Origin of the sequence: Streptomyces luteolus, from assembly GCF_029968015.1 — a bacterium.
Classification (GTDB): Bacteria; Actinomycetota; Actinomycetes; order Streptomycetales; family Streptomycetaceae; genus Streptomyces; species Streptomyces luteolus.
Map to the genome: position 1 here is coordinate 35,299 of NZ_JASCIS010000010.1, position 18,796 is coordinate 54,094.

Annotated in this window: 17 protein-coding genes; 7 read left to right on the forward strand and 10 right to left on the reverse strand. The window is 73.2% G+C overall.

Annotated elements, in window-relative coordinates; all coding sequences use genetic code 11:
- Positions 1–191: 191 nt before the first annotated feature.
- From QIT00_RS12030 to QIT00_RS12040, 3 genes are all read right to left on the reverse strand, one after another.
- Complete coding sequence (locus QIT00_RS12030; protein WP_282535188.1) at positions 192–1,481, reverse strand: ribonuclease D; 1,290 nt, start codon at positions 1,479–1,481, stop codon at positions 192–194.
- 118 nt (positions 1,482–1,599) lie between these two features.
- Positions 1,600–2,262, reverse strand: coding sequence for a response regulator transcription factor (locus tag QIT00_RS12035; RefSeq protein ID WP_128374800.1), 663 nt, complete (start codon positions 2,260–2,262; stop codon positions 1,600–1,602).
- A 334-nt stretch (positions 2,263–2,596) separates the two neighbouring features.
- Positions 2,597–3,259 (reverse strand): DUF3000 domain-containing protein, encoded by a 663-nt coding sequence (locus QIT00_RS12040; RefSeq protein ID WP_282535189.1) that lies wholly within the window; start codon positions 3,257–3,259, stop codon positions 2,597–2,599.
- A 91-nt stretch (positions 3,260–3,350) separates the two neighbouring features.
- Here QIT00_RS12040 and hemE point away from each other — a divergent pair, with 91 nt between their 5' ends.
- Positions 3,351–4,442, forward strand: a complete 1,092-nt coding sequence (gene hemE, locus QIT00_RS12045; protein WP_408909760.1) for a uroporphyrinogen decarboxylase — start codon at positions 3,351–3,353, stop codon at positions 4,440–4,442.
- Between the two features lie 84 nt (positions 4,443–4,526).
- On the opposite strand, the gene QIT00_RS12050 is transcribed toward hemE, so the two are convergent.
- On the reverse strand, positions 4,527–5,900 hold the full coding sequence (locus QIT00_RS12050) for an FAD-dependent oxidoreductase (protein WP_282535190.1): 1,374 nt from the start codon (positions 5,898–5,900) through the stop codon (positions 4,527–4,529).
- Positions 5,901–6,000: 100 nt separating this feature from the next.
- Here QIT00_RS12050 and hemG point away from each other — a divergent pair, with 100 nt between their 5' ends.
- The gene (gene hemG, locus QIT00_RS12055; RefSeq protein WP_282535191.1) at positions 6,001–7,482 is read left to right on the forward strand and encodes a protoporphyrinogen oxidase; all 1,482 of its coding nucleotides are present in this window, start codon (positions 6,001–6,003) and stop codon (positions 7,480–7,482) included.
- Positions 7,483–7,486: 4 nt separating this feature from the next.
- The gene (hemQ, locus tag QIT00_RS12060) at positions 7,487–8,206 is read left to right on the forward strand and encodes a hydrogen peroxide-dependent heme synthase (protein WP_282535192.1); all 720 of its coding nucleotides are present in this window, start codon (positions 7,487–7,489) and stop codon (positions 8,204–8,206) included.
- Between the two features lie 195 nt (positions 8,207–8,401).
- On the opposite strand, the gene QIT00_RS12065 is transcribed toward hemQ, so the two are convergent.
- The 5 genes from QIT00_RS12065 to QIT00_RS12085 form a co-directional block, all read right to left on the reverse strand.
- Positions 8,402–9,979, reverse strand: a complete 1,578-nt coding sequence (locus QIT00_RS12065) for an alpha/beta hydrolase (RefSeq protein ID WP_282535193.1) — start codon at positions 9,977–9,979, stop codon at positions 8,402–8,404.
- Between the two features lie 102 nt (positions 9,980–10,081).
- Positions 10,082–10,855, reverse strand: a complete 774-nt coding sequence (locus QIT00_RS12070) for a TIGR04222 domain-containing membrane protein (RefSeq protein ID WP_282535326.1) — start codon at positions 10,853–10,855, stop codon at positions 10,082–10,084.
- A 140-nt stretch (positions 10,856–10,995) separates the two neighbouring features.
- A complete protein-coding gene (locus QIT00_RS12075) occupies positions 10,996–11,997 on the reverse strand; it encodes a TIGR04222 domain-containing membrane protein (RefSeq protein WP_282535327.1) in 1,002 nt (333 codons plus the stop codon).
- A 5-nt stretch (positions 11,998–12,002) separates the two neighbouring features.
- On the reverse strand, positions 12,003–13,472 hold the full coding sequence (locus QIT00_RS12080; protein WP_282535194.1) for a multinuclear nonheme iron-dependent oxidase: 1,470 nt from the start codon (positions 13,470–13,472) through the stop codon (positions 12,003–12,005).
- A 184-nt stretch (positions 13,473–13,656) separates the two neighbouring features.
- Positions 13,657–14,397 (reverse strand): DUF4142 domain-containing protein, encoded by a 741-nt coding sequence (locus QIT00_RS12085; protein ID WP_282535195.1) that lies wholly within the window; start codon positions 14,395–14,397, stop codon positions 13,657–13,659.
- 171 nt (positions 14,398–14,568) lie between these two features.
- Here QIT00_RS12085 and QIT00_RS12090 point away from each other — a divergent pair, with 171 nt between their 5' ends.
- A complete protein-coding gene (locus tag QIT00_RS12090; protein ID WP_282535196.1) occupies positions 14,569–15,645 on the forward strand; it encodes a phosphotriesterase family protein in 1,077 nt (358 codons plus the stop codon).
- Here the strand turns inward: QIT00_RS12090 and QIT00_RS12095 are convergent.
- Positions 15,569–16,294, reverse strand: coding sequence for a peptidyl-tRNA hydrolase (locus QIT00_RS12095; protein ID WP_282535197.1), 726 nt, complete (start codon positions 16,292–16,294; stop codon positions 15,569–15,571). The two genes, QIT00_RS12090 and QIT00_RS12095, sit on opposite strands and share 77 nt — an antisense overlap.
- Before the next feature lie 137 nt (positions 16,295–16,431).
- Between QIT00_RS12095 and QIT00_RS12100 the strand changes: the two genes are divergently transcribed.
- The 3 genes from QIT00_RS12100 to QIT00_RS12110 are packed head-to-tail and all read left to right on the forward strand — an operon-like array spanning position 16,432 to position 18,688.
- Positions 16,432–17,109, forward strand: coding sequence for an AIM24 family protein (locus QIT00_RS12100; RefSeq protein ID WP_282535198.1), 678 nt, complete (start codon positions 16,432–16,434; stop codon positions 17,107–17,109).
- Between the two features lie 53 nt (positions 17,110–17,162).
- Positions 17,163–18,023, forward strand: coding sequence for an ATP-binding cassette domain-containing protein (locus tag QIT00_RS12105; protein WP_282535328.1), 861 nt, complete (start codon positions 17,163–17,165; stop codon positions 18,021–18,023).
- Complete coding sequence (locus QIT00_RS12110) at positions 18,020–18,688, forward strand: ABC transporter (RefSeq protein ID WP_282535199.1); 669 nt, start codon at positions 18,020–18,022, stop codon at positions 18,686–18,688. The genes QIT00_RS12105 and QIT00_RS12110 overlap by 4 nt, the downstream gene beginning before the upstream one ends.
- The last annotated feature ends 108 nt before the right edge of the window (positions 18,689–18,796 follow it).

Genomic DNA, 18,796 nt, shown 5'->3' on the forward strand with positions numbered 1-18,796 from the left:
GCTACACGGCTCATGCTACTTGCCGGTAACCAAGTGGAACAGGCCCCCCGCCCGGAGCGGCGAAGGTCACACTCAATGGTGGAGACGTAAAACGCCGGAGAGGCTGAGAATTCAGCCTCTCCGGCGTTTGAGGAGCGGGGTCTGGGGCGGAGCCCCAGTTCGGGAAGGGGCGGGGTGGGGAAGAAGGAGCCCTACCCGGCCCCGACCGCCAGTGCCTCCACCAGAACCGGCGTCACCTGCTCGATCTGCCAGGCCCGCGCCCCGTACCCCGAGAGCCCCGAGGCGACGGACTCCGCGTCGAGGGACGCCGGCGGCTCCCAGCACACCCGCCGCACCGTGTCCGGCGTGATCAGGTTCTCCTGCGGCATGTTCAGCCGCTCCGCGAGCGCCGTCACCGCCGCCCGCGCCGCCGAGAGGCGTGCGGCCGCCGCCGGGTCGCGGTCCGCCCACGATCGGGGCGGCGGCGGGCCCGCCAACTGCTGTCCCGGCTGCGGGAGTTCGCTCTCCGGCAGCGCCTTGGCGCGGTCCACCGCGGCCTGCCACTGCTCCAGCTGACGCTGGCCCATCCGGTGCCCGAAGCCGGGCAGCTGCCGCAGCGCGTGCACGTTGGGCGGCAGCGCGAGCGCGGCCTCCACGATCGCGGCGTCGCCGAGCACCTTGCCGGGCGACACGTCACGCCGCTGCGCCACCTTGTCGCGGGCCGTCCACAGCTCCCGTACGGCCGCCATCTGCCGGCGTCGGCGCACCTTGTGCATGCCCGACGTACGCCGCCACGGGTCCTTGCGCGGGGGCGGCGGCGGGGCACTGGCGATCGCGTCGAACTCCTGGTGCGCCCACTCCAGCTTGCCCTGCCGGTCGAGCTCCTTCTCCAGGCTGTCGCGCAGGTCCACGAGGAGTTCCACGTCGAGCGCGGCGTACCGCAGCCAGGGGTCGGGCAGCGGCCGCGTCGACCAGTCGACGGCGGAGTGGCCCTTCTCCAGCACGTACCCGAGCACCGACTCCACCATCGCGCCGAGGCCGACGCGCGGGAAGCCCGCGAGCCGTCCGGCCAGCTCGGTGTCGAAGATGCGGGTGGGGATCATGCCTATTTCGCGCAGGCACGGCAGGTCCTGAGTCGCGGCGTGCAGCACCCACTCGGCATCCGCGATCGCCGCTGAGAGCCCCGACAGGTCGGGACAGGCGATCGGGTCGATCAGGGCGCTGCCGGCACCTTCGCGGCGCAGCTGTACGAGATAGGCGCGCTGGCCGTAGCGGTAGCCGGAGGCCCGCTCGGCGTCGACGGCGACGGGTCCCCGGCCTGCGGCGAAAGCGGCGACGACCTCGGCGAGCGAGTCCTCGTCGGCGATCACCTCGGGGACGCCCTCGCGCGGTTCGAGCAGCGGAATCGGCTCCTCCTCGGGGGCTGCGACGCCTTCGTCCGGAGGAGCGCCTCCGGTGGTTCGCAGTGGTCTGTCTTCTGCGGTCTCTTGGGCGTCGGTCACCGGTCAAGGGTATCTGTGCGAGCAGAGCGCCCGCCGACGGAACGTTCCGTCGGCGGGCGCGGGACTTATGTGCTGGGTTTTGAGCGGTTATGTACCCGTGTGCGGCAAGGGGTCGGGGTCAGTGGATGATGCCGGTGCGCAGGGCGACGGCGACCATTCCGGCCCGGTCGCCCGTGCCGAGCTTGCGGGCGATGCGGGCGAGGTGGCTCTTGACGGTCAGGGCCGACAGGCCCATCGAGACGCCGATGGCCTTGTTGGACTGGCCCTCCGCGACGAGCCGCAGCACCTCCACCTCGCGGCCGGACAGCTCGCGGTACCCGCCCGGGTGGCTCGGGGCGCCCGGCGGGCGGCGGTGCATACGGGCCGCGGCGGCGCCGATGGGTGCGGCGCCGGGGCGGGTGGGGAGGCCGACGTTGGTCCGCGTACCGGTGACGACATAGCCCTTGACGCCGCCCGCGAGGGCGTTGCGTACGGCGCCGATGTCGTCGGCGGCGGAGAGGGCGAGGCCGTTGGGCCAGCCCGCGGCGCGGGTCTCGGACAGCAGGGTCAGGCCCGAGCCGTCGGGCAGGTGGACATCGGCGACGCAGATGTCGCGCGGGTTGCCGATGCGGGGACGGGCCTCCGCGATCGAGGACGCCTCGATCACGTCGCGCACTCCGAGCGCCCAGAGGTGGCGGGTGACGGTGGAACGGACGCGCGGGTCCGCCACGACGACCATGGCGGTCGGCTTGTTCGGGCGGTAGGCGACCAGGCTTGCGGGCTGCTCGAGGAGAACGGACACCAGGCCTCCTGAAGGATGGCGGGGACGGGCCGGCTCGGGGAAGAAGCCGGGACAACCGTGCTTTCAAGGTCACAGACGTCTTCGGCAGCAAACCCACCCGCCTTTAGCGAATGATCACGATTTGGTGACTCGCAATTCGGGCAATTCAGACGTGTGATCGATCATCCGAAGATCGAACCGAGTCGCCCGTCGGTCAGTCACCGGTCAACGACGGTCCCGTACCGCATCCGTTCGAAGCGTTGATGGGCCGTACGGATGACGCGCCGCCGGTGTGCCTCGCACACGCGGACGGGCCCGGCGACCGCCGGGCCCGTCGGTTGTCGGGGGAACGTGTTCAGTGCGTCTGCGGCCCGCGGCGCTGCGGCAGCGACACCACCGAGGCGTCCGCCGGACCGGCCGGCGGCAGCCCGGCGACCTGGCAGAGCAGATCGCACCACGCGGCCAGATGCGCCGCCGTGTCCGGCACTCCGCCCATGCCTTCGCGCGGCGTCCACGACGCCCGGATCTCGATCTGCGAGGCGGGCCGGCGCGTGCCGAGCCCGCCGAAGTAGTGCGAACTGGCCCGTGTGACGGTGCCGCTGGGTTCTCCGTACGAGAGTCCGCGGCCCTGCAGTGCGCCGGTCAGCCAGGACCAGCAGACCTCGGGGAGCAGCGGGTCGGCGGCCATCTCGGGTTCGAGCTCCGCGCGGACCAGGGTCACGAGGCGGAACGTGCCCTGCCAGGCGTCGTGGCCGGCCGGGTCGTGCAGCAGGACGAGACGGCCGTCCGCGAGGTCCTCGTCGTCCTCGACCACCGCCGCCTCCAGGGCGTACGCGTGCGGGGCGAGCCGCTTCGGCGCGCGGGTCGGGTCGATCTCGATCTCCGGCCGCAGCCGGGCCGCGCGCAGCGCGTCCACGGCGGTGCGGAACGGGAGCGGAACAGCATCGGCCGCCGCATTCCCCTCCCTACTGTCCATCCCGTCAGCATCCTCCGAGAGTCGTCCCTGCGCCGCAGCCATGCGGGGAAGATTAAGCGGAACGGGCCGCCTCTGCAGGGAAGGACACCCGGTCCCGGCCGCGCAGTTCGCGGCACGTGCGAGACTTTCCGACGTGAGCGCCAACGACCTTCCCCGAGCGGGCCAGCAGCCGAACCCGAACCCGACCGCCGCCGACGCGGTCAAGGACTCCGCCTTCCTGCGGGCGTGCAGGCGGGAGCCCGTGCCGCACACCCCGGTCTGGTTCATGCGACAGGCGGGGCGCTCGCTGCCCGAGTACCGCAAGGTGCGCGAGGGCACCACGATGCTCGACTCGTGCATGCGGCCCGACCTCGTCACCGAGATCACGCTGCAGCCGGTGCGCCGCCACAACGTGGACGCGGCGATCTACTTCAGCGACATCGTCGTCCCGCTGAAGGCCATCGGGATCGACCTCGACATCAAGCCCGGCGTCGGCCCCGTCGTGGAGCGGCCGATCCGTTCCCGCGCCGACCTGGCGCAGCTGCGCGACCTCACCCCTCAGGACGTCTCGTACGTCACCGAGGCCATCGGCATGCTGACCGGTGAGCTGGGCGCGACGCCGCTGATCGGCTTCGCCGGGGCGCCGTTCACGCTCGCCAGCTACCTCGTGGAGGGCGGCCCGAGCCGCAACCACGAGCACACCAAGGCCCTGATGTACGGCGACCCGCAGCTCTGGGCCGACCTGCTCGACCGGCTCTCCGACATCACCGCGGCCTTCCTGAAGGTGCAGATCGAGGCGGGCGCCTCGGCCGTGCAGCTCTTCGACTCCTGGGTGGGCGCCCTGTCGCCCGCCGACTACCGCCGCTCCGTGATGCCCGCCTCGCGGAAGGTCTTCGAGGCCGTCTCCGGGTACGGGGTGCCGCGCATCCACTTCGGCGTCGGCACCGGTGAACTGCTCGGGCTGCTCGGCGAGGCAGGTGCGGACGTCGTCGGCGTCGACTGGCGCGTCCCGCTCGACGAGGCCGCCCGCCGCGTCGGCCCCGGCAAGGCGCTCCAGGGCAACCTCGACCCGGCCGTCCTCTTCTCCACGCAGGACGCGGTGGAGGCCAAGACGGACGAGGTCCTCGCGGCGGCCGACGGCCTGGAGGGCCACGTCTTCAACCTCGGCCACGGAGTGCTCCCGACCACCGACCCGGACGCGCTCACCCGCCTCGTGGAATACGTGCACACGCGCACCGCTCGCTGAGGAACTCCCGCCTCCGTGCTCCGGCGGCCCTCAACGCTCCGTCAAATGGCTGGAATTGAGCGCTGAGGGCCGGGCGGGGGCTCCCTACCCCCCCTTTCGTACCGCTGTCACCGCCTTCCGTGCCGCCACCAGGACCGGGTCCCAGACCGGGGAGAAGGGTGGGGCGTACCCGAGGTCCAGGGTGGTGAGCTGCTCGGCCGTCATGCGGGCCGTGAGCGCGACCGCCGCGATGTCCACGCGCTTGGCGGCGCCCTCCCTGCCGACGATCTGCACGCCGAGGAGGCGGCCCGTGCGGCGCTCGGCGAGCATCTTCACCGTCATCAGGGCGGCGCCGGGGAAGTAGCCCGCGCGACTGGTCGACTCGATGGTGGCCGTGACGTACTGCAGGCCCGCCGCCCTGGCGTCCTTCTCGCGCAGTCCCGTACGGGCGATCTCCAGGTCGCAGACCTTGCTGACCGCCGTGCCGACGACGCCCGGGAACGTGCCGTAGTCCCCGCCGACGCCCGAACCGATGATCTGGCCGTGCTTGTTGGCGTGCGTGCCCAGGGCGACATGCCGTTCGCGGCCGGAGACGAGGTCGAGGACCTCGACGCAGTCGCCGCCCGCCCAGATGTCCTCATGGCCCCGCACCCGCATCGCCAGGTCCGTGAGCAGGCCGCCGTGTTCGCCGAGGGGCAGGCCGGCGTTCCTGGCCAGGTCGGTGTTCGGGCGGACGCCGATGCCGAGGATCACGATGTCCGCCGCGTACTCGGCGTCGTCCGTGGCGACCGCGCGGACCCGGCCGTCCTCGCCCGTGAGAATCTTCGTGACCTCGGCGTCGTTGACCATCTCCATGCCCATGCCGGTCATCGCCTCGCCGACCAGGGCGCCCATGTCCGGGTCGAGCGTCGCCATGGGCTGGGGGTCGGCATTGACGACCGTGACCTGATAGCCCCTCTTCGTCAGCGCCTCCGCCATCTCCACGCCGATGTACCCGGCGCCCACCACGACCGCGCGCTCCCCGCGCGTCCGCCGCAGCGTGTCGAGCAGGGCCTGGCCGTCCTCCAGGGTCTGCACGCCGTGCACGCCCGGTGCGTCGATGCCCGGCAGCTCCGGGCGGACCGGGCGGGCGCCGGTGGCGATCACGAGCTTGTCGTACGCAGTCCAGGCCTCCTCGCCCGATTCCAGGTCACGGGCGCGTACCCGCCGCCCCGGCACGTCGATCTCCGTGACCTCGGTGCGCATCCGCAGGTCGATGGAGCGCTTCCGGTGCTCCTCGGGCGTACGCGCGATCAGCTCGTCCCGGCTGTCCACGTCACCGCCCACCCAGTACGGGATGCCGCACGCCGAGTAGGACGTGAACCGTCCCCGCTCGAACGCGACGATCTCCAGCTCGTCCGGCCCCTTCAGTCTGCGCGCCTGCGACGCCGCCGACATGCCCGCCGCGTCCGCCCCGATGACCACCAGTCGTTCGCTCATGAGGCAACGCTACGTGCGGAACGCGGGGTTCCCGCAGTGCTCTGCTGACAGCGAAGCGGAGCGTGGCCGGGGCACGCCGCCGGTCTGAGAGGCTTGCGGTATGCGCGCATCGGATGCCAGGACCAGCCAGAAACAGGGGCGATCGCCCCGCACCGTCGTCGTCGGCGGCGGCATCGCCGGACTCGCCGCCGCCCACCGGCTGCTCGCGGGCGGTGCGCAGGTCACCGTCCTGGAGGCGTCCGGCCGGGTCGGCGGCAAGCTGCACGCCGGGGAGATCGAGGGGGTCCGCGTCGACCTCGGCGCCGAGTCGATGCTGGCCCGGCGCCCCGAGGCGGTCGCCCTCGCCCGCGAAGTGGGCCTCGACGCCGCGCTGCAACCGCCCGCCGTCGCGAGCGCCGCCCTGTGGAACCGCGGCCATCTCACGCCCATGCCGAAGGGCCACGTGATGGGCGTGCCCGGCGACGCGGCCGTGCTCGCCGAGGTGCTGTCAGCCGAGGGCCTGCGCCGCGTCGAGGCCGAGCGCGAGCTGCCGCCCACGGAGGCCGGCGAGATCGGCGAGGACATCGCGGTCGGCGAGTACGTCGCGTCCCGCGTCGGCCGTGAGGTCGTGGACCGCCTCGTGGAGCCGCTGCTCGGCGGGGTGTACGCGGGCGACGCGTACCGCCTGTCGCTGCGCATGGCCGTGCCGCAGCTCTTCGACGTCGCGCGCTCCGGCGGCTCGCTGCTCGCCGGGGTCCGCGCGGTGCAGGAGCGGGCCGCCCGGAACCAGCGGACCGGGCCGGTGTTCATGGGCATCGAGGGCGGCATCGGCCGGCTGCCCCTCGCGGTCGCCGACGCCGTCCGCGCGAAGGGTGCCGAAATCGCCCTCCACGCGCGCGTGGACGCGGTCCGCCGCACTCCCGACGGCTGGTCGGTGCGCACCGAGGGCCGTGAACTGCTCGCCGACGCCGTGGTCCTGGCCGTGCCCGCCGCGCAGGCCGCCCGGCTGCTCGCCCCGGACGCGCCCGCCGCGGCCGCCGAACTGCGCGCCGTCGAGTACGCCTCGATGGCCCTGATGACGCTCGCGTTCCGGCGCCGGGACGTGGACCTGCCCGAGGGCAGCGGCTTCCTCGTACCGCCCGTGGATGGACACACCATCAAGGCGTCAACCTTCGCCTCGCAGAAGTGGGCGTGGATCGCCGAGGAGAACCCCGAACTGGTCGTGCTGCGCACCTCCGTGGGCCGGTACGGCGAGGAGGAGGTGCTGCGGCGCGGCGACGACGAGCTGGTCGACGTGTCCCGCGCCGACCTGCGCGCCGCCGTCGGCCTGACCGCCGCGCCCGTCGCCACCCGGGTCACGCGCTGGGACGACGGACTGCCGCAGTACCCGGTCGGGCACCACGCGCGCGTGGCGCGGATCCGGGCGCACGTGGCGGAACTGCCGGGGCTCGCGGTCTGCGGGGCGGCGTACGACGGCGTCGGCATCCCGGCCTGCGTCGCGAGCGCGCACGCGGCCGTCGACCAGCTGGCGGGCGACCGTACGGGGATCGATCTGCTGAGCGCGAACCCGGTGCAGAGTCTGCACGGCGGCGGAGGAGAATAGCCGCATGAGTGACGACGCCCCCGCCAAGATCCCCAACGCCGGCAAGAAGGCCAAGGACCTCAACGAGGTCATCCGGTACACGCTGTGGTCGGTCTTCAAGCTGAAGGACCTGCTGCCCGAAGACCGGGCCGGTTACGCCGACGAGGTCCAGGACCTGTTCGACCAGCTCGCCGCCAAGGACATCACCGTCCGCGGCACGTACGACGTCTCCGGCCTGCGCGCCGACGCCGACGTCATGATCTGGTGGCACGCCGAGACCGCGGACGAGCTGCAGGAGGCGTACAACCTCTTCCGCCGCACGAAGCTGGGCCGCGCCCTCGAACCGGTCTGGTCGAACATGGCCCTGCACCGCCCCGCCGAGTTCAACAAGGCGCACATCCCGGCGTTCCTCGCCGACGAGACCCCGCGCAACTACGTCTCGGTGTACCCCTTCGTGCGCTCGTACGACTGGTACCTGCTGCCCGACGAGGACCGCCGCCGCATGCTCGCCGACCACGGCAAGATGGCCCGCGGCTACCCGGACGTGCGCGCCAACACCGTCGCGTCCTTCTCCCTCGGGGACTACGAATGGCTGCTCGCCTTCGAGGCGGACGAGCTGTACCGCATCGTGGACCTGATGCGGCATCTGCGGGCGTCCGAGGCGCGGATGCATGTGCGTGAGGAAGTCCCGTTCTACACGGGGCGGCGGAAGTCTGTGGCGGACTTGGTGGCGGGCCTCGCCTGAGGCGTCGAATTCCCCACCCCGCCCCTTCCCGAAAGACTGCCGTCGGCACGGGGGCCAGCCCCCGGACCCCCGCTCCTCAAGCGCCGGAGGGGCTGAGTTTCAGCCCCTCCGGCGCTTGAGGAGGCCCGTCCGGCGAGGACTTCGGGAAGGGGCGGGGAGGGGAAAGAACCTCGCGGCGTCCGGGGCGAGACCCGCTCAGGCCGTCGCCTCCGGCTCCGCGTGCGGGGCGCACTCCTCGCGGGGGGTCTGCGGGGTGCGGCCCGACAGCATGTACGTGTCCACGTGGCCGTTGACGCACTTGTTGGTGCCGCCCGCGACCCCGTGCGTCCCCGCGTCCCGTTCCGTGACGAGCGCCGACCCGGCCAGCCTGCGGTGGAGTTCGACGGCGCCCTCGTACGGGGTGGCCGCGTCCCGCTCCGCCGCGAGGATCAGTGTGGCGGGCAGCGCGCCCGGCGCCGTACGGACGTCGACGGGCTCCTGCCGGGGCGCGGGCCAGTACGCGCAGGGCAGGTTCATCCAGGCGTTGTCCCAGGTCTCGAAGGGCGCGAGGCGGGCCAGGGCCGAGTTGTCGCGGTCCCAGGTGGCGAAGTCGCGCGGCCAGTTGCCGGAGTCGTTGCACTCGACGGCGATGTAGACCGCGTTGCCGTTCTCGTTCTCCACGGCCGCCCGCGGCTTCGGCGCGGCCTGCTCGATCAGCGGCTCCGGGTCGCCCTTCAGATACTTCGACAGTGCGGTGGCGCGGCGCGGCCAGTAGTCGTCGTGGTACCCGGCCTGGAGGAACGCGGACTGCAGCTGGCCGGGGCCGACCTTGCCGCCGGCAGGCTTCTTCGCGAGCCGGTCGCGCACCTTCTCGTAGCTGCGCTCCACCGCGCGGGCCGTCTTGCCGAGGTGGTACGTCTTGTCGTGCTTGGCGACCCAGGTGCGGAAGTCGGCCCAGCGGGCCTCGAAGGCCAGGGACTGGTCGAGGTTGTTGCGGTACCAGATCTGCTCCGGGTCCGGGTTGACCGCCGAGTCGAAGACCATGCGGCGTACGTGCGAGGGGAACAGCGTGGCGTACACCGCGCCGTAGTACGTCCCGTACGAGGCGCCCATGAAGTTGAGCTTCTTCTCGCCGAGCGCCGCGCGCAGCACGTCCAGATCACGGGCGTTGTTCAGCGTGTTGAAGTGCCGCAGCGCCTCGCCCGCGTTCCGCGCGCAGCCCTCGGCGTACGCCTTGGCCTGGGCGATGCGCTTCTCCTTGTGCGCCCGGTCCGGGTGGGTCGGCTCGTCCGTCGGCGCCTTGGCGAACTCCTTCGGGTCCTGGCAGGACAGCGGCGCCGACCGGCCCACGCCGCGCGGCGCGTAGCCGACGAAGTCGTACGCCTTCGCGATCCGCCGCCACTCCGGGGTGCCCGCCGCCAGCGGCCAGTACATTCCGGAACCGCCGGGCCCGCCCGGGTTGAAGACGAAAGCGCCCTGCCGCTCGGACGCCTTGCCCTTGGCCTTGGCGCGGCTGACGGTCAGCTTGATCTTCTTGCCGTCGGGCCGCGCGTAGTCGAGGGGTACGGTCACCGTCGCGCACTTCACGGAATCCGGCAGGGCCTCCTCCTTCGGGCACGCCGCCCAGTCGAGCCCGGCGGCCGCGGCGCGCTGCGCGGCCTGCGCGGTGCCGCGCGCCTCGGCGGACCTCGGGGGCGCGGGGACGCTTCCCGCGGGGGTGCTTCCCGCGGGGGCGGCGGTCAGGGCGGTGAGGACCAGTGAACCGGCGAATCCGTACAGCAGCGGTGCACGCATCGTGCTTCGGCATCCCTTCGAGCGGCGGCAGACGGCAGCAGAACAGAAGGGATCCTTCGGCGGGCGGTTGGCGAAGTAAAGCAACGCCGCGCCCCATCCGGGCTATTGACCCTGACGAGTACGCCCGTGCGCGAACGCGGCCCGCAGGCGCGGGTCGGAGAGCGCGTCCACGCCGCGCACCGCGACCGCCGCGAGCGGGTCCCGTTGGTCGAGCGCCGGGCCGAGCGCCCCGAGCAGCCGCCGGCCCGCGGGGGAGGCCCAGCGGGTGTACGCGTGGATCTCGGTGCGGGCGATCGCGAGCGAGCCGAGGGTCAGCGCGAGCGGCAGCGCGAACCAGGCCAGGACCGGAAGCGCACCGCCCGCTTCCCGCGGGTGCAGGGCAAGGGCCACCACGGCGAGCGCGAACACCGCGAGGGCCGCCGCCCGCACCTGCCGGATCGCCCCCGTGACGTGCAGCCGCGCCGCGGTCGGTACGGCGAGCCCCGCCGCGGTGAGCCGTTCGGCGAGTGCGTGCACCGGGACCGTGGCGGCGGCCGAGGCGCGCACCGGGGCGATCCGCTGCTGGCCCTCGGGCCCGATCGCGCCGAGCACACAGCGCTCCATCTCGTCCCGGCCGTCCGGGTCGACGACGGTTGCCCAGCCGGTGTGCGCGAGCAGCAGCCGTCCGGCGCCGGCCATCGAGACCAGGGTCAGGTCGGCGACCCGGCGCGGCCCGCCGGCCAGGAACGCGGCCTCGTACAGGGTCAGTTCATGCCGGGCCGCCGCGCGCCGCTCGGCCGCGGGGCTTTCCGCGGCGCGGGTCGCCGCGACACACAGGCGGGCGCAGGCAAGGCCGGCGATGGCCCAGGCCGGAACGAGGAAGAACACCCAGAACATGGCGGACATGGCGGATTTTGTATGCGAGGTGGGGGCCGGTGCGCCATGGGGCGTTCACGATGCGGACGACCGGGGACGGTGGAGGGCGGGCGATCTGTGACGCGGGGGTGGAGGTCGGCGGGCCGAGGGGCGTACGCGGATCAGGAGCCGCCGCCTCCGCAACCCCCACCGCCACCACCGCCTCCGCCACCCCCACCGCAGCTGGAACCGCCCCCTCCGCCCCCGCAACTGGAGCCGCCCGAGCCGCCCGACGAGCCGCCGCAGGACGAGCCGCCGCAGGACGACCCCCCGCAGGAGGAGCCGCCGCTGCCGCCGCCGCACCACGTCACCGAGGTGTCGCCGACGAACACCACCGGCGCGCCGACCCCCGCCGAGGCCGCCGCGCTGTTCGCCCGCATCCGGCTCGCCGTCGTCAGCTGCTCGCGCATCACCGGGTCCGGCACGACACGCGGACCGTCGCATGCCACGAGGTGCACCGGGTCCGCGCCGTTGCCCGCCGACCGGAACTGGAAGAGCGCCCGCTTGCCCGCGCCGGTCACCCGCGCTCCGGTGATCCCCAGGCACACCAGGCCGATCACGAACCCGGCGCCGGTCACCGGGATCGCGACGACGACGAAGGGCACCCCGAAGCCCGCACCGTCGAGGGCCGCGAACTGGACCACCGTCAGGACGACCGCCAGACAGAACGCCAGGAACGACACCAGGGTCTGCGTGCCGGACCAGCGCCGCAGCGGGCGCTGCTCCTCGGGCCGCACCAGGAGCCCGCGCAGCGCGAGGGCGTCCCCGACCGCCTGCACGGACGGGCTGCGCATCACGCCGATCCGCAGCCAGTGCAGGGCGCCGCTCGGCGCCGCCGCGTGCGCGTCCAGGACCGCCTGCTCCACCGGGTGGTACGCGACGGCCTGCCGCACGCCGACCACGCCGGGCCCGGCGAGGGCGAGCCGTCCGTCCGCGTGCATCGCCGTCAGGACCGTGTCCGCGACCCGGCCGGGACCGCCCGCGAGGAACGCCGCCTCCAGCGGGTCGGACACGTACGGATGCGTGGGCGTGCCCGCCGAGCGGGCCTTGACCACGTTGACGAGCAGCCCGATCGCGGAGCCGCCGATGCCCAGGTAGTACAGGAGCGTCAGGACGATGTACATGTCGCTCACCGTCCGGTCAGGGTGTAGCGGGCCCGGCGTACGAAACGGGCCACGGGGTGGGTGGAGACCGGTGCTGGCCCGGACCGCTCCAGCCACCAGTCGCTCAACTCCCGCCGCGCTTCGGCGTCTTCGGGTCGGCCGTCGAGCAGCAGATGCTCGGCGAAGTCCAGGGCGTCGCGGCGGTAGCCGCCGGTCATCGGGCGCTTCGCGGCGTACGCGAAGAAGCTGGGGCGGTACGTGTCGCCGAGGATCACGGGCAGTTCCGGGGCGACCTTCGCGATCACGTCGGCCCGCTTGCCGGTGAGCGCGCGGCTCTGCACGGCGAGCCGCTGCCGGTCGTAGCCCTCGGGCACGGGTGTACCGGCGACGAGCGCGGAGAGCAGCGCGGCCTGCGCGAGCGCGAGCCGCTGCCGGGCGGGGTCGGGAACGGTCTCCGTCTCCGTGGCCGGGGAGTCGGCCTCGGACTCCGACTCGGGATCCGCCTCCGTTTCCCTGGCCGGAGGGGGCGTTCCCGTACCGAGCGGGGCGCCGGAGGGGCGGCCGACGGTGACGTGTTCGGTCGCCGTGCGCTCGGCGCGGGCCGGGGCGGCGGTGACCAGCTCGGCGGCCCGCTCCGGAGTGGCCGGGATCAGCCGCCGGGCGGCGCCGGCCGCGACGGTACGGCGGATCGCCTGCAGCTCCCGCTCCAGCTCCTCGGGCGCCGGGAAGTTCTCGTCCCGCTCCAGGAGCACCCCGGGCGGGCTGACCCGCGAGGCGAGTTCGGCGAGCACGTCAAGGACCGGCTGCGTGACCGGGTGGGCGTGGCTGTCGTGCCACACGCCGTCCCGCTCGAACCCGCCCGCCACGTGCACGTACGCGATGGCCTCCACCGGCAGCTCGTCGAGCGCGGTGCACGGGTCCTCGCCCCGGTTGACGTGGTTGGTGTGCAGATTGGCGACGTCGATCAGGAGCCGTACGCCGGTCCGGTCCACCAGGTCGTACAGGAACTGGCCCTCGGTCATCTCCTCGCCCGGCCAGTTGATCAGGGCGGCGATGTTCTCCAGGGCGAGCGGCACCGGCAGGGCGTCCTGCGCGATCCGGACGTGCTCGCACAGCACGTCGAGGGAGTCCTTGGTGCGCGGCACCGGCAGCAGATGCCCGGCCTCCAGGCGCGGGGAGGCGGTCAGGGCACCCCCGGCCCGTACGAACGCGATGTGCTCGGTGACCAGCGGCGAACCCAGTGCCTGGGCGCGCTCGGCGAGGGCGGTGAGCCGCTCCGGGTCGGGCCGCTCGGCGCCGCCGATGCCGAGGCCCACACCGTGCGGGACGACGGTGACGCCGCGCTCGCGCAGCCGCGTCAGGGAGTCCGGTATGTGGCCGGGGCACACGTTCTCGGCGACGACCTCGACCCAGTCGAGCCCGGGCATCCGCTCCACGGCCTCGGCGATCTCCGGGCGCCAGCCCATGCCGGTCCCCAGGTGTGCTGTCTGCTGCATGTCCCCCTCCTTCGCCGCACCGATGTCTCTCGGCACCACACTGTGCGTGCAGGTGTCATGGCCCCGGCAGCGGTCGCCGAACCCATGCACGGGGACGTTCAGAGGTTGATTTGAGGTTTCGCGACACCGTGGGCCGATCAGGTGCTGTTGTACGTACGTACTCAGTGCGGCTGCACGCACGTACTCAGTGCGGCATCTCCGACGGCTTCGGCCGGGACGTGAACGACTGGTTGCCGGTCGGCGTCGCCGGGACCGGGTCGGTGGGCAGCGGGCCCGAGGGCGGTGGCGGTCCGGTCGGGCTCGCGGTGGCCTGGTTCGCGGCCTCGGAGGCGAGGGCGTCGAAGTCCACGAGCCCGGTGGCCTCCAGCATCGTGATGTGGTCGAGCACGGTCTGGTTGGCGTCACTGGCGAGCTGCCGGACCAGGGTGTTGCGGGTGGTGTGCCGCACCTGCGCGATCAGGGAGAACACCTTGCCGTGCGCGTTGCGCAGCAGGTTCGCGAACTTCCGCTGGTACGTCTCGCCCTGCGCCTCGGTCAACTCGTCCAGCCAGCCCTGCTGTTGCTCGTTCGGCTGGTTCGGCAGCTCGACGCCCAGCTGGGCCGCGACCGCGCGCACCCGCTCGTCGAGATCGGCGTGCCCGACGACCAGATGGTCACCGGCCGCCTTGATCGCCTCGCTGGGCGCCCGCTCGATCGCCTGCTGGCCGGCGGGCAGCTCCCACAGCCCGGCGAGCCTGACCTTCACGATGAAATCCCGGTCGGTCGCCGACAACGGCCCCCACCGCGTGGCGACACTCGACGCGTCCAGATTGGCCTCCCCGGTCCCGGACCGGTCCCCGTACGACCAGACGGGGAACGCGAGCGCCCCGAGGGTCGCCACGAGGGCGGCGATGATCAGGACCGTGCCGTTGATCCGTCGGAACAAGAGCCTCGCCTCTCACGATCGACATCCCCCGCGAACGCTGTTGCACGGGCATACGTAGTGCGGGGCGGGCGTGTTCAACAGGGCCCGGAAACGGCTGACTTCCGTCCGTCAGGTTGACGCTCCCCACCGACCGCAGCAGGGTGGGCGCACCCGCCGCCGAGAGGAATCACGATGACGCAGGTCCAGACCGTGCGCGGCCCCGTCGACAGCACCGCTCTCGGTGTGACGCTGATGCACGAGCACCTCTTCGTGCTCACCGCGGACGTGCAGGCCAACCACCCCGAGGAGTGGGGCTCGGAGGAGGAACGCGTCACCGACGCCGTCCACCGACTGCAGCGCGCGTTCGACGCGGGGGTGCGCACGATCGTCGACCCCACCGTGATCGGTCTGGGGCGCTACATTCCCCGGGTCCGGGCGATCGCCGAGTCGACTCCGCTGAACATCGTGGTGGCCACGGGCGTCTACACGTACGACGACGTCCCCTTCTACTTCCACCACCGCGGGCCCGCGCTCAACGAGGCGCTCGGCACCGAAGTGCCGGACCCCATGGTCGACATGTTCGTCGGCGACATCCGCGACGGCATCGCGGGCACCGGTGTCCGGGCGGGCATGCTGAAGTGCGCGATCGACGAGAAGGGCCTGACTCCCGGCGTCGAGCGGGTGATGCGGGCGGTCGGGCGGGCGCACCGGGAGACCGGCACCCCCATCACCGTGCACACCCATCCCGCCTCGCACACCGGCCGGGAGGTCGAGCGGGTGATGTGCGAGGAGGAGGGCGTCGACCCCGGCCGTATCGTCCTCGGCCACAGTGGCGACAGCACGGACTGCGACCACCTCGCGAGCCTCGCCGACGCGGGTTTCGTCCTCGGCATGGACCGCTTCGGCATCAACCTCGACACGACCTTCGAGGCCCGCGCGAAGACCCTCATCGAGATGGTGCGCCGCGGCTACGGCGAGCGGATGGTCCTCTCGCAGGACGCGTCCTGCTACATCGACTGGATCGACCCGGCCGTCCGCGAACTCCTGCCGCAGTGGCACTACACGCACCTCTTCGAGGACGTCATCCCGTACGCACTCGAACACGGCCTGACCCGCGAGCAGTTCGACGTGATGCTCACGGAGGTGCCGCGGCGGTTCTTCGAGGGCGGCCAGGACGGCCCAGGGGCCGTCTCTAGCGTGCCTGCGGAGCGCCCCGCAGTGCCGGATGGTCCGCCACCACCGTGCACGACCCCGGAGCGATCTCCGTGAAGCCCGCGTCCCGTACGACCGGCAGGCCGCTCGTCGTCAGCGTGGGCCAGTCGGCCGGGGTGGCCGTGCGGACCGCGAGGGGGAAGTGCGCGTCGCGCCACTCCTCGCGCCGGGCGTCGGAGAGTGCCCACCAGGCGAGTTGCGCGCCGTGGCCCGCCTGGGCCATCGCCTTGCCCGCCGACATGTCGAGGTCCGGGCTGAGCCAGAGCACCGGCTCGGCGCGGTCCGGGGCGGGCGGGGGCTCCGGGTCGTCCAGGTCGGTGCCGGAGACCTGGAGGCGGGCCAGGTCCTTGGGCCAGCCGTCGAGCGGCACCGGCGGGTAGACCCGCACCTCCGTGGCCTTGCCGGTGACCGTGATCCCGGGCAGCGCCTCCGCCCGCCGCCACTCCGCGCCGCGCGCCCGCCGGACCACCTTGCGGATCCGGGCGTCCTGCCAGTCCCGTACGGCCTGCGCCCAGGGGCCCTCGCCGAGGGCGTGCTCGTCGGCGAGGAGGGTCAGGACGGCGCGGGCGGCGGTCTCCAGGGCGTCGGTGCGGGCCGGCGGCGCGGCCTTCTCGATGCGGACGACGAGGGGGAGGACGAACTGCGGTGCCTCGTCGGGGTCGCGGGAGACGTTCTCGGGCTCGGCGGAGGGGTTCAGGCTGCTCACTCCGTCCAGTGTGCCAGCGAGGCACGGCCACCCTCCCGCCGGGCGCCGCACCGCAGTTAGAGTCGACCCTGCCCTCCCGACCCGGAGGGACGCACCGGCGCACAGACCGGTCGACGGCAGCAGAACCGGGGGTTCCGATGAAGAGCGAACTGTTCGCTTCGCAGAACATGGCACAGCCCGCCACGGCGCCGGGCATGAGCCAGCAGAACTCGAAGTCCATCAAGTACGTGGTGAATGGCGAGATGTACGCCCGGCAGGGCTCGATGATCGCCTTCCGCGGCAATCTGCAGTTCGAGCACAAGGGGCAGGGCGTCGGCGGCATGCTCAAGCGGGCCATCACGGGCGAGGGCCTGGCGCTGATGGCGGTGCGCGGCCAGGGCGAGGCGTGGTTCGCGCAGGAGGCGGCCAACTGCTTCATCGTCGACATCGACCCCGGCGACTCGCTCACCATCAACGGCCGCAACGTCCTCTGCTTCGACCCCTCCCTCTCGTACGACATCCAGACGGTGAAGGGCGCGGGCATGGCCGGAGGCGGGCTGTTCAACAGTGTCTTCACCGGGCAGGGCAAGCTCGCCGTCATCTGCGAGGGCGACCCCATCGTGATCCCCGTCAGCCAGCAGGCCCCGGTGTACGTGGACACCGACGCCGTCGTCGGCTGGAGCTCGCAGCTGCACACCTCGCTGAACCGCTCGCAGAGCTTCGGCTCGATGATCCGCGGCGGCTCCGGCGAGGCGGTCCAACTCATGCTGCAGGGCGACGGTTTCGTGATCGTGCGCCCGAGCGAGGCCGTCCCGCACAAGCCCGGCCAGAACTGACCGAGGTGACCGAGGTGACCGAGGTGCGCACCCGCCGTACGGGGCCCGCCCGGATGCGGCTCACCGGGGTCGGCCGGCGGTACGGACCGGTCGGCCCCTGGGTGCTGCGCGGCGTCGACCTGGAGGTGCCGGCCGGCGCGCTGCTGCGGATCTCCGGGGCCAACGGCAGCGGCAAGTCGACGCTGCTGCGGCTGCTCGCCGGTATCGGCGCGCCCAGCGAGGGCCGGATCACCGGCCGCCCGCGCACCGCGTACGTACCCGAACGCTTCCCGTCCGCACTGCCGTTCACGGCGATCGGCTACCTGACGCACCTGGGCCGCGTGCACGGACTGCCCGGCCCGGTCGCCGCGGACCGGGCGACGGCCTGGCTCGCGCGCTTCGGCGCGGAGGAGCACGCCGGTACGCAGCTGCGCGAGCTGTCCAAGGGCACCAGCCAGAAGGTCGCCGTCAGCCAGGCCCTGCTTGCCGAGCCGGAGTTGCTGGTGCTCGACGAGGCCTGGACCGGGCTCGACGCCGAAGCGCGCGCGGAACTCGACCTGGCCGTAGGGGAGTTGACGTCCACGGGTGCCCGTGTGGTGTACGTCGACCACGACCCGCGCCGCCTCGCGGGCACGGTGGACGCGGCCCACCGGGTCGAGGGCACGGCCCTGGTACCCGACACCACCCGGCCCCCGGAACCCGCGCCACAGGTCACGGTGCTTGCCCGCGCCCGTGCGGGCACGCCGCTGCCCGCCGCCCTCCCCGAGGGCACCCACGCCGAGGTCGACGCGGCGGGCACCGCCCGCTTCACGGTCGCGGCCGCGCACTCGGACACGCTCCTGCGCACGCTGCTGCACGCCGATCCGCCGTGGCACGTCCGGGCGGTACGAGAACCGGTGGCCGACGCGAACACCCCAGAGGACATGCGCCGATGACCGCTCTCGTCCGCTACCAGTCGGCCCTGCTGCTGCGCTCACAGCGCTGGCTCCCGCCCGTACTGCTGTACGCCGTCCTGGTCGCCGTCGGCGCTCGGGCGGGCGACCCGGTGCTCGACTCGCTCGGCTACGCGAGCGCCGCGCTGCTCCCCGTCGCCGCCTGGCTCGCGAGGATCTGCGCCACGCAGGAACCGCCCGCGGCCCGCCAGGTCACGGCCGCCGCGGCCGGTCCGGCGCGGGCTCAGCTCGCCGCGCTGCTCACGGCGTCGGGCGGTGCGGTGGCGCTCGGGGTGGCCGGGAACGCGCTGGTCGTGGCCATGAGCGACTGGCGGAACACCAGCCATCAGGTGCGGGTCGACCCGCTGCCCATGGTGGTGGCCGCACTTCTCGCGGTCCTGGTCTGCGCGTCGGTCGGCACGGCGGTCGGGACCCTGTGCACCTGGCCGCTGCTGCGCAGCCCCGGCTGGTCGGTCACGCTCACGGCACTGCTCGCCCTGCTGGCCGTGGTGACGGTCGGTTCACCGGCCCGCGCGGTGGTGTGGGGCCTGGTCTCCGGGTCCCGCACGGGGGCGGTGCCGGTGCTGGTGCTGCCGCTGGTAGGGGCGTTGGGGGTTGCTGCTGCCGCTGCGGGTGCGGCGTGCGTGCTGAGCTCGCGCCGCGCGTGAGTCTTCCCCTCCCCGCCCCTTCCCGGCTGGGTCCGATATGCGGCTGGCGCCGCGTGGCTGCGGCGCTGTTCGTTCGTCTGCTGCGCCGTTGTGGCTGGTCGCGCCCCG

Coding starts and splice junctions, on each gene's coding strand:
- QIT00_RS12040 (WP_282535189.1), bottom strand. CDS start 3,259: ATGGCTGCGGCGCAGGGACGACTCTCGGAGGATGCTGACGGGATGGAC.
- QIT00_RS12050 (WP_282535190.1), bottom strand. CDS start 5,900: ATGAGCGAACGACTGGTGGTCATCGGGGCGGACGCGGCGGGCATGTCG.
- hemG (WP_282535191.1), top strand. CDS start 6,001: ATGCGCGCATCGGATGCCAGGACCAGCCAGAAACAGGGGCGATCGCCC.
- hemQ (WP_282535192.1), top strand. CDS start 7,487: ATGAGTGACGACGCCCCCGCCAAGATCCCCAACGCCGGCAAGAAGGCC.
- QIT00_RS12065 (WP_282535193.1), bottom strand. CDS start 9,979: ATGCGTGCACCGCTGCTGTACGGATTCGCCGGTTCACTGGTCCTCACC.
- QIT00_RS12070 (WP_282535326.1), bottom strand. CDS start 10,855: ATGTTCTGGGTGTTCTTCCTCGTTCCGGCCTGGGCCATCGCCGGCCTT.
- QIT00_RS12075 (WP_282535327.1), bottom strand. CDS start 11,997: ATGTACATCGTCCTGACGCTCCTGTACTACCTGGGCATCGGCGGCTCC.
- QIT00_RS12080 (WP_282535194.1), bottom strand. CDS start 13,472: ATGCAGCAGACAGCACACCTGGGGACCGGCATGGGCTGGCGCCCGGAG.
- QIT00_RS12090 (WP_282535196.1), top strand. CDS start 14,569: ATGACGCAGGTCCAGACCGTGCGCGGCCCCGTCGACAGCACCGCTCTC.
- QIT00_RS12100 (WP_282535198.1), top strand. CDS start 16,432: ATGAAGAGCGAACTGTTCGCTTCGCAGAACATGGCACAGCCCGCCACG.
- QIT00_RS12105 (WP_282535328.1), top strand. CDS start 17,163: ATGCGGCTCACCGGGGTCGGCCGGCGGTACGGACCGGTCGGCCCCTGG.
- QIT00_RS12110 (WP_282535199.1), top strand. CDS start 18,020: ATGACCGCTCTCGTCCGCTACCAGTCGGCCCTGCTGCTGCGCTCACAG.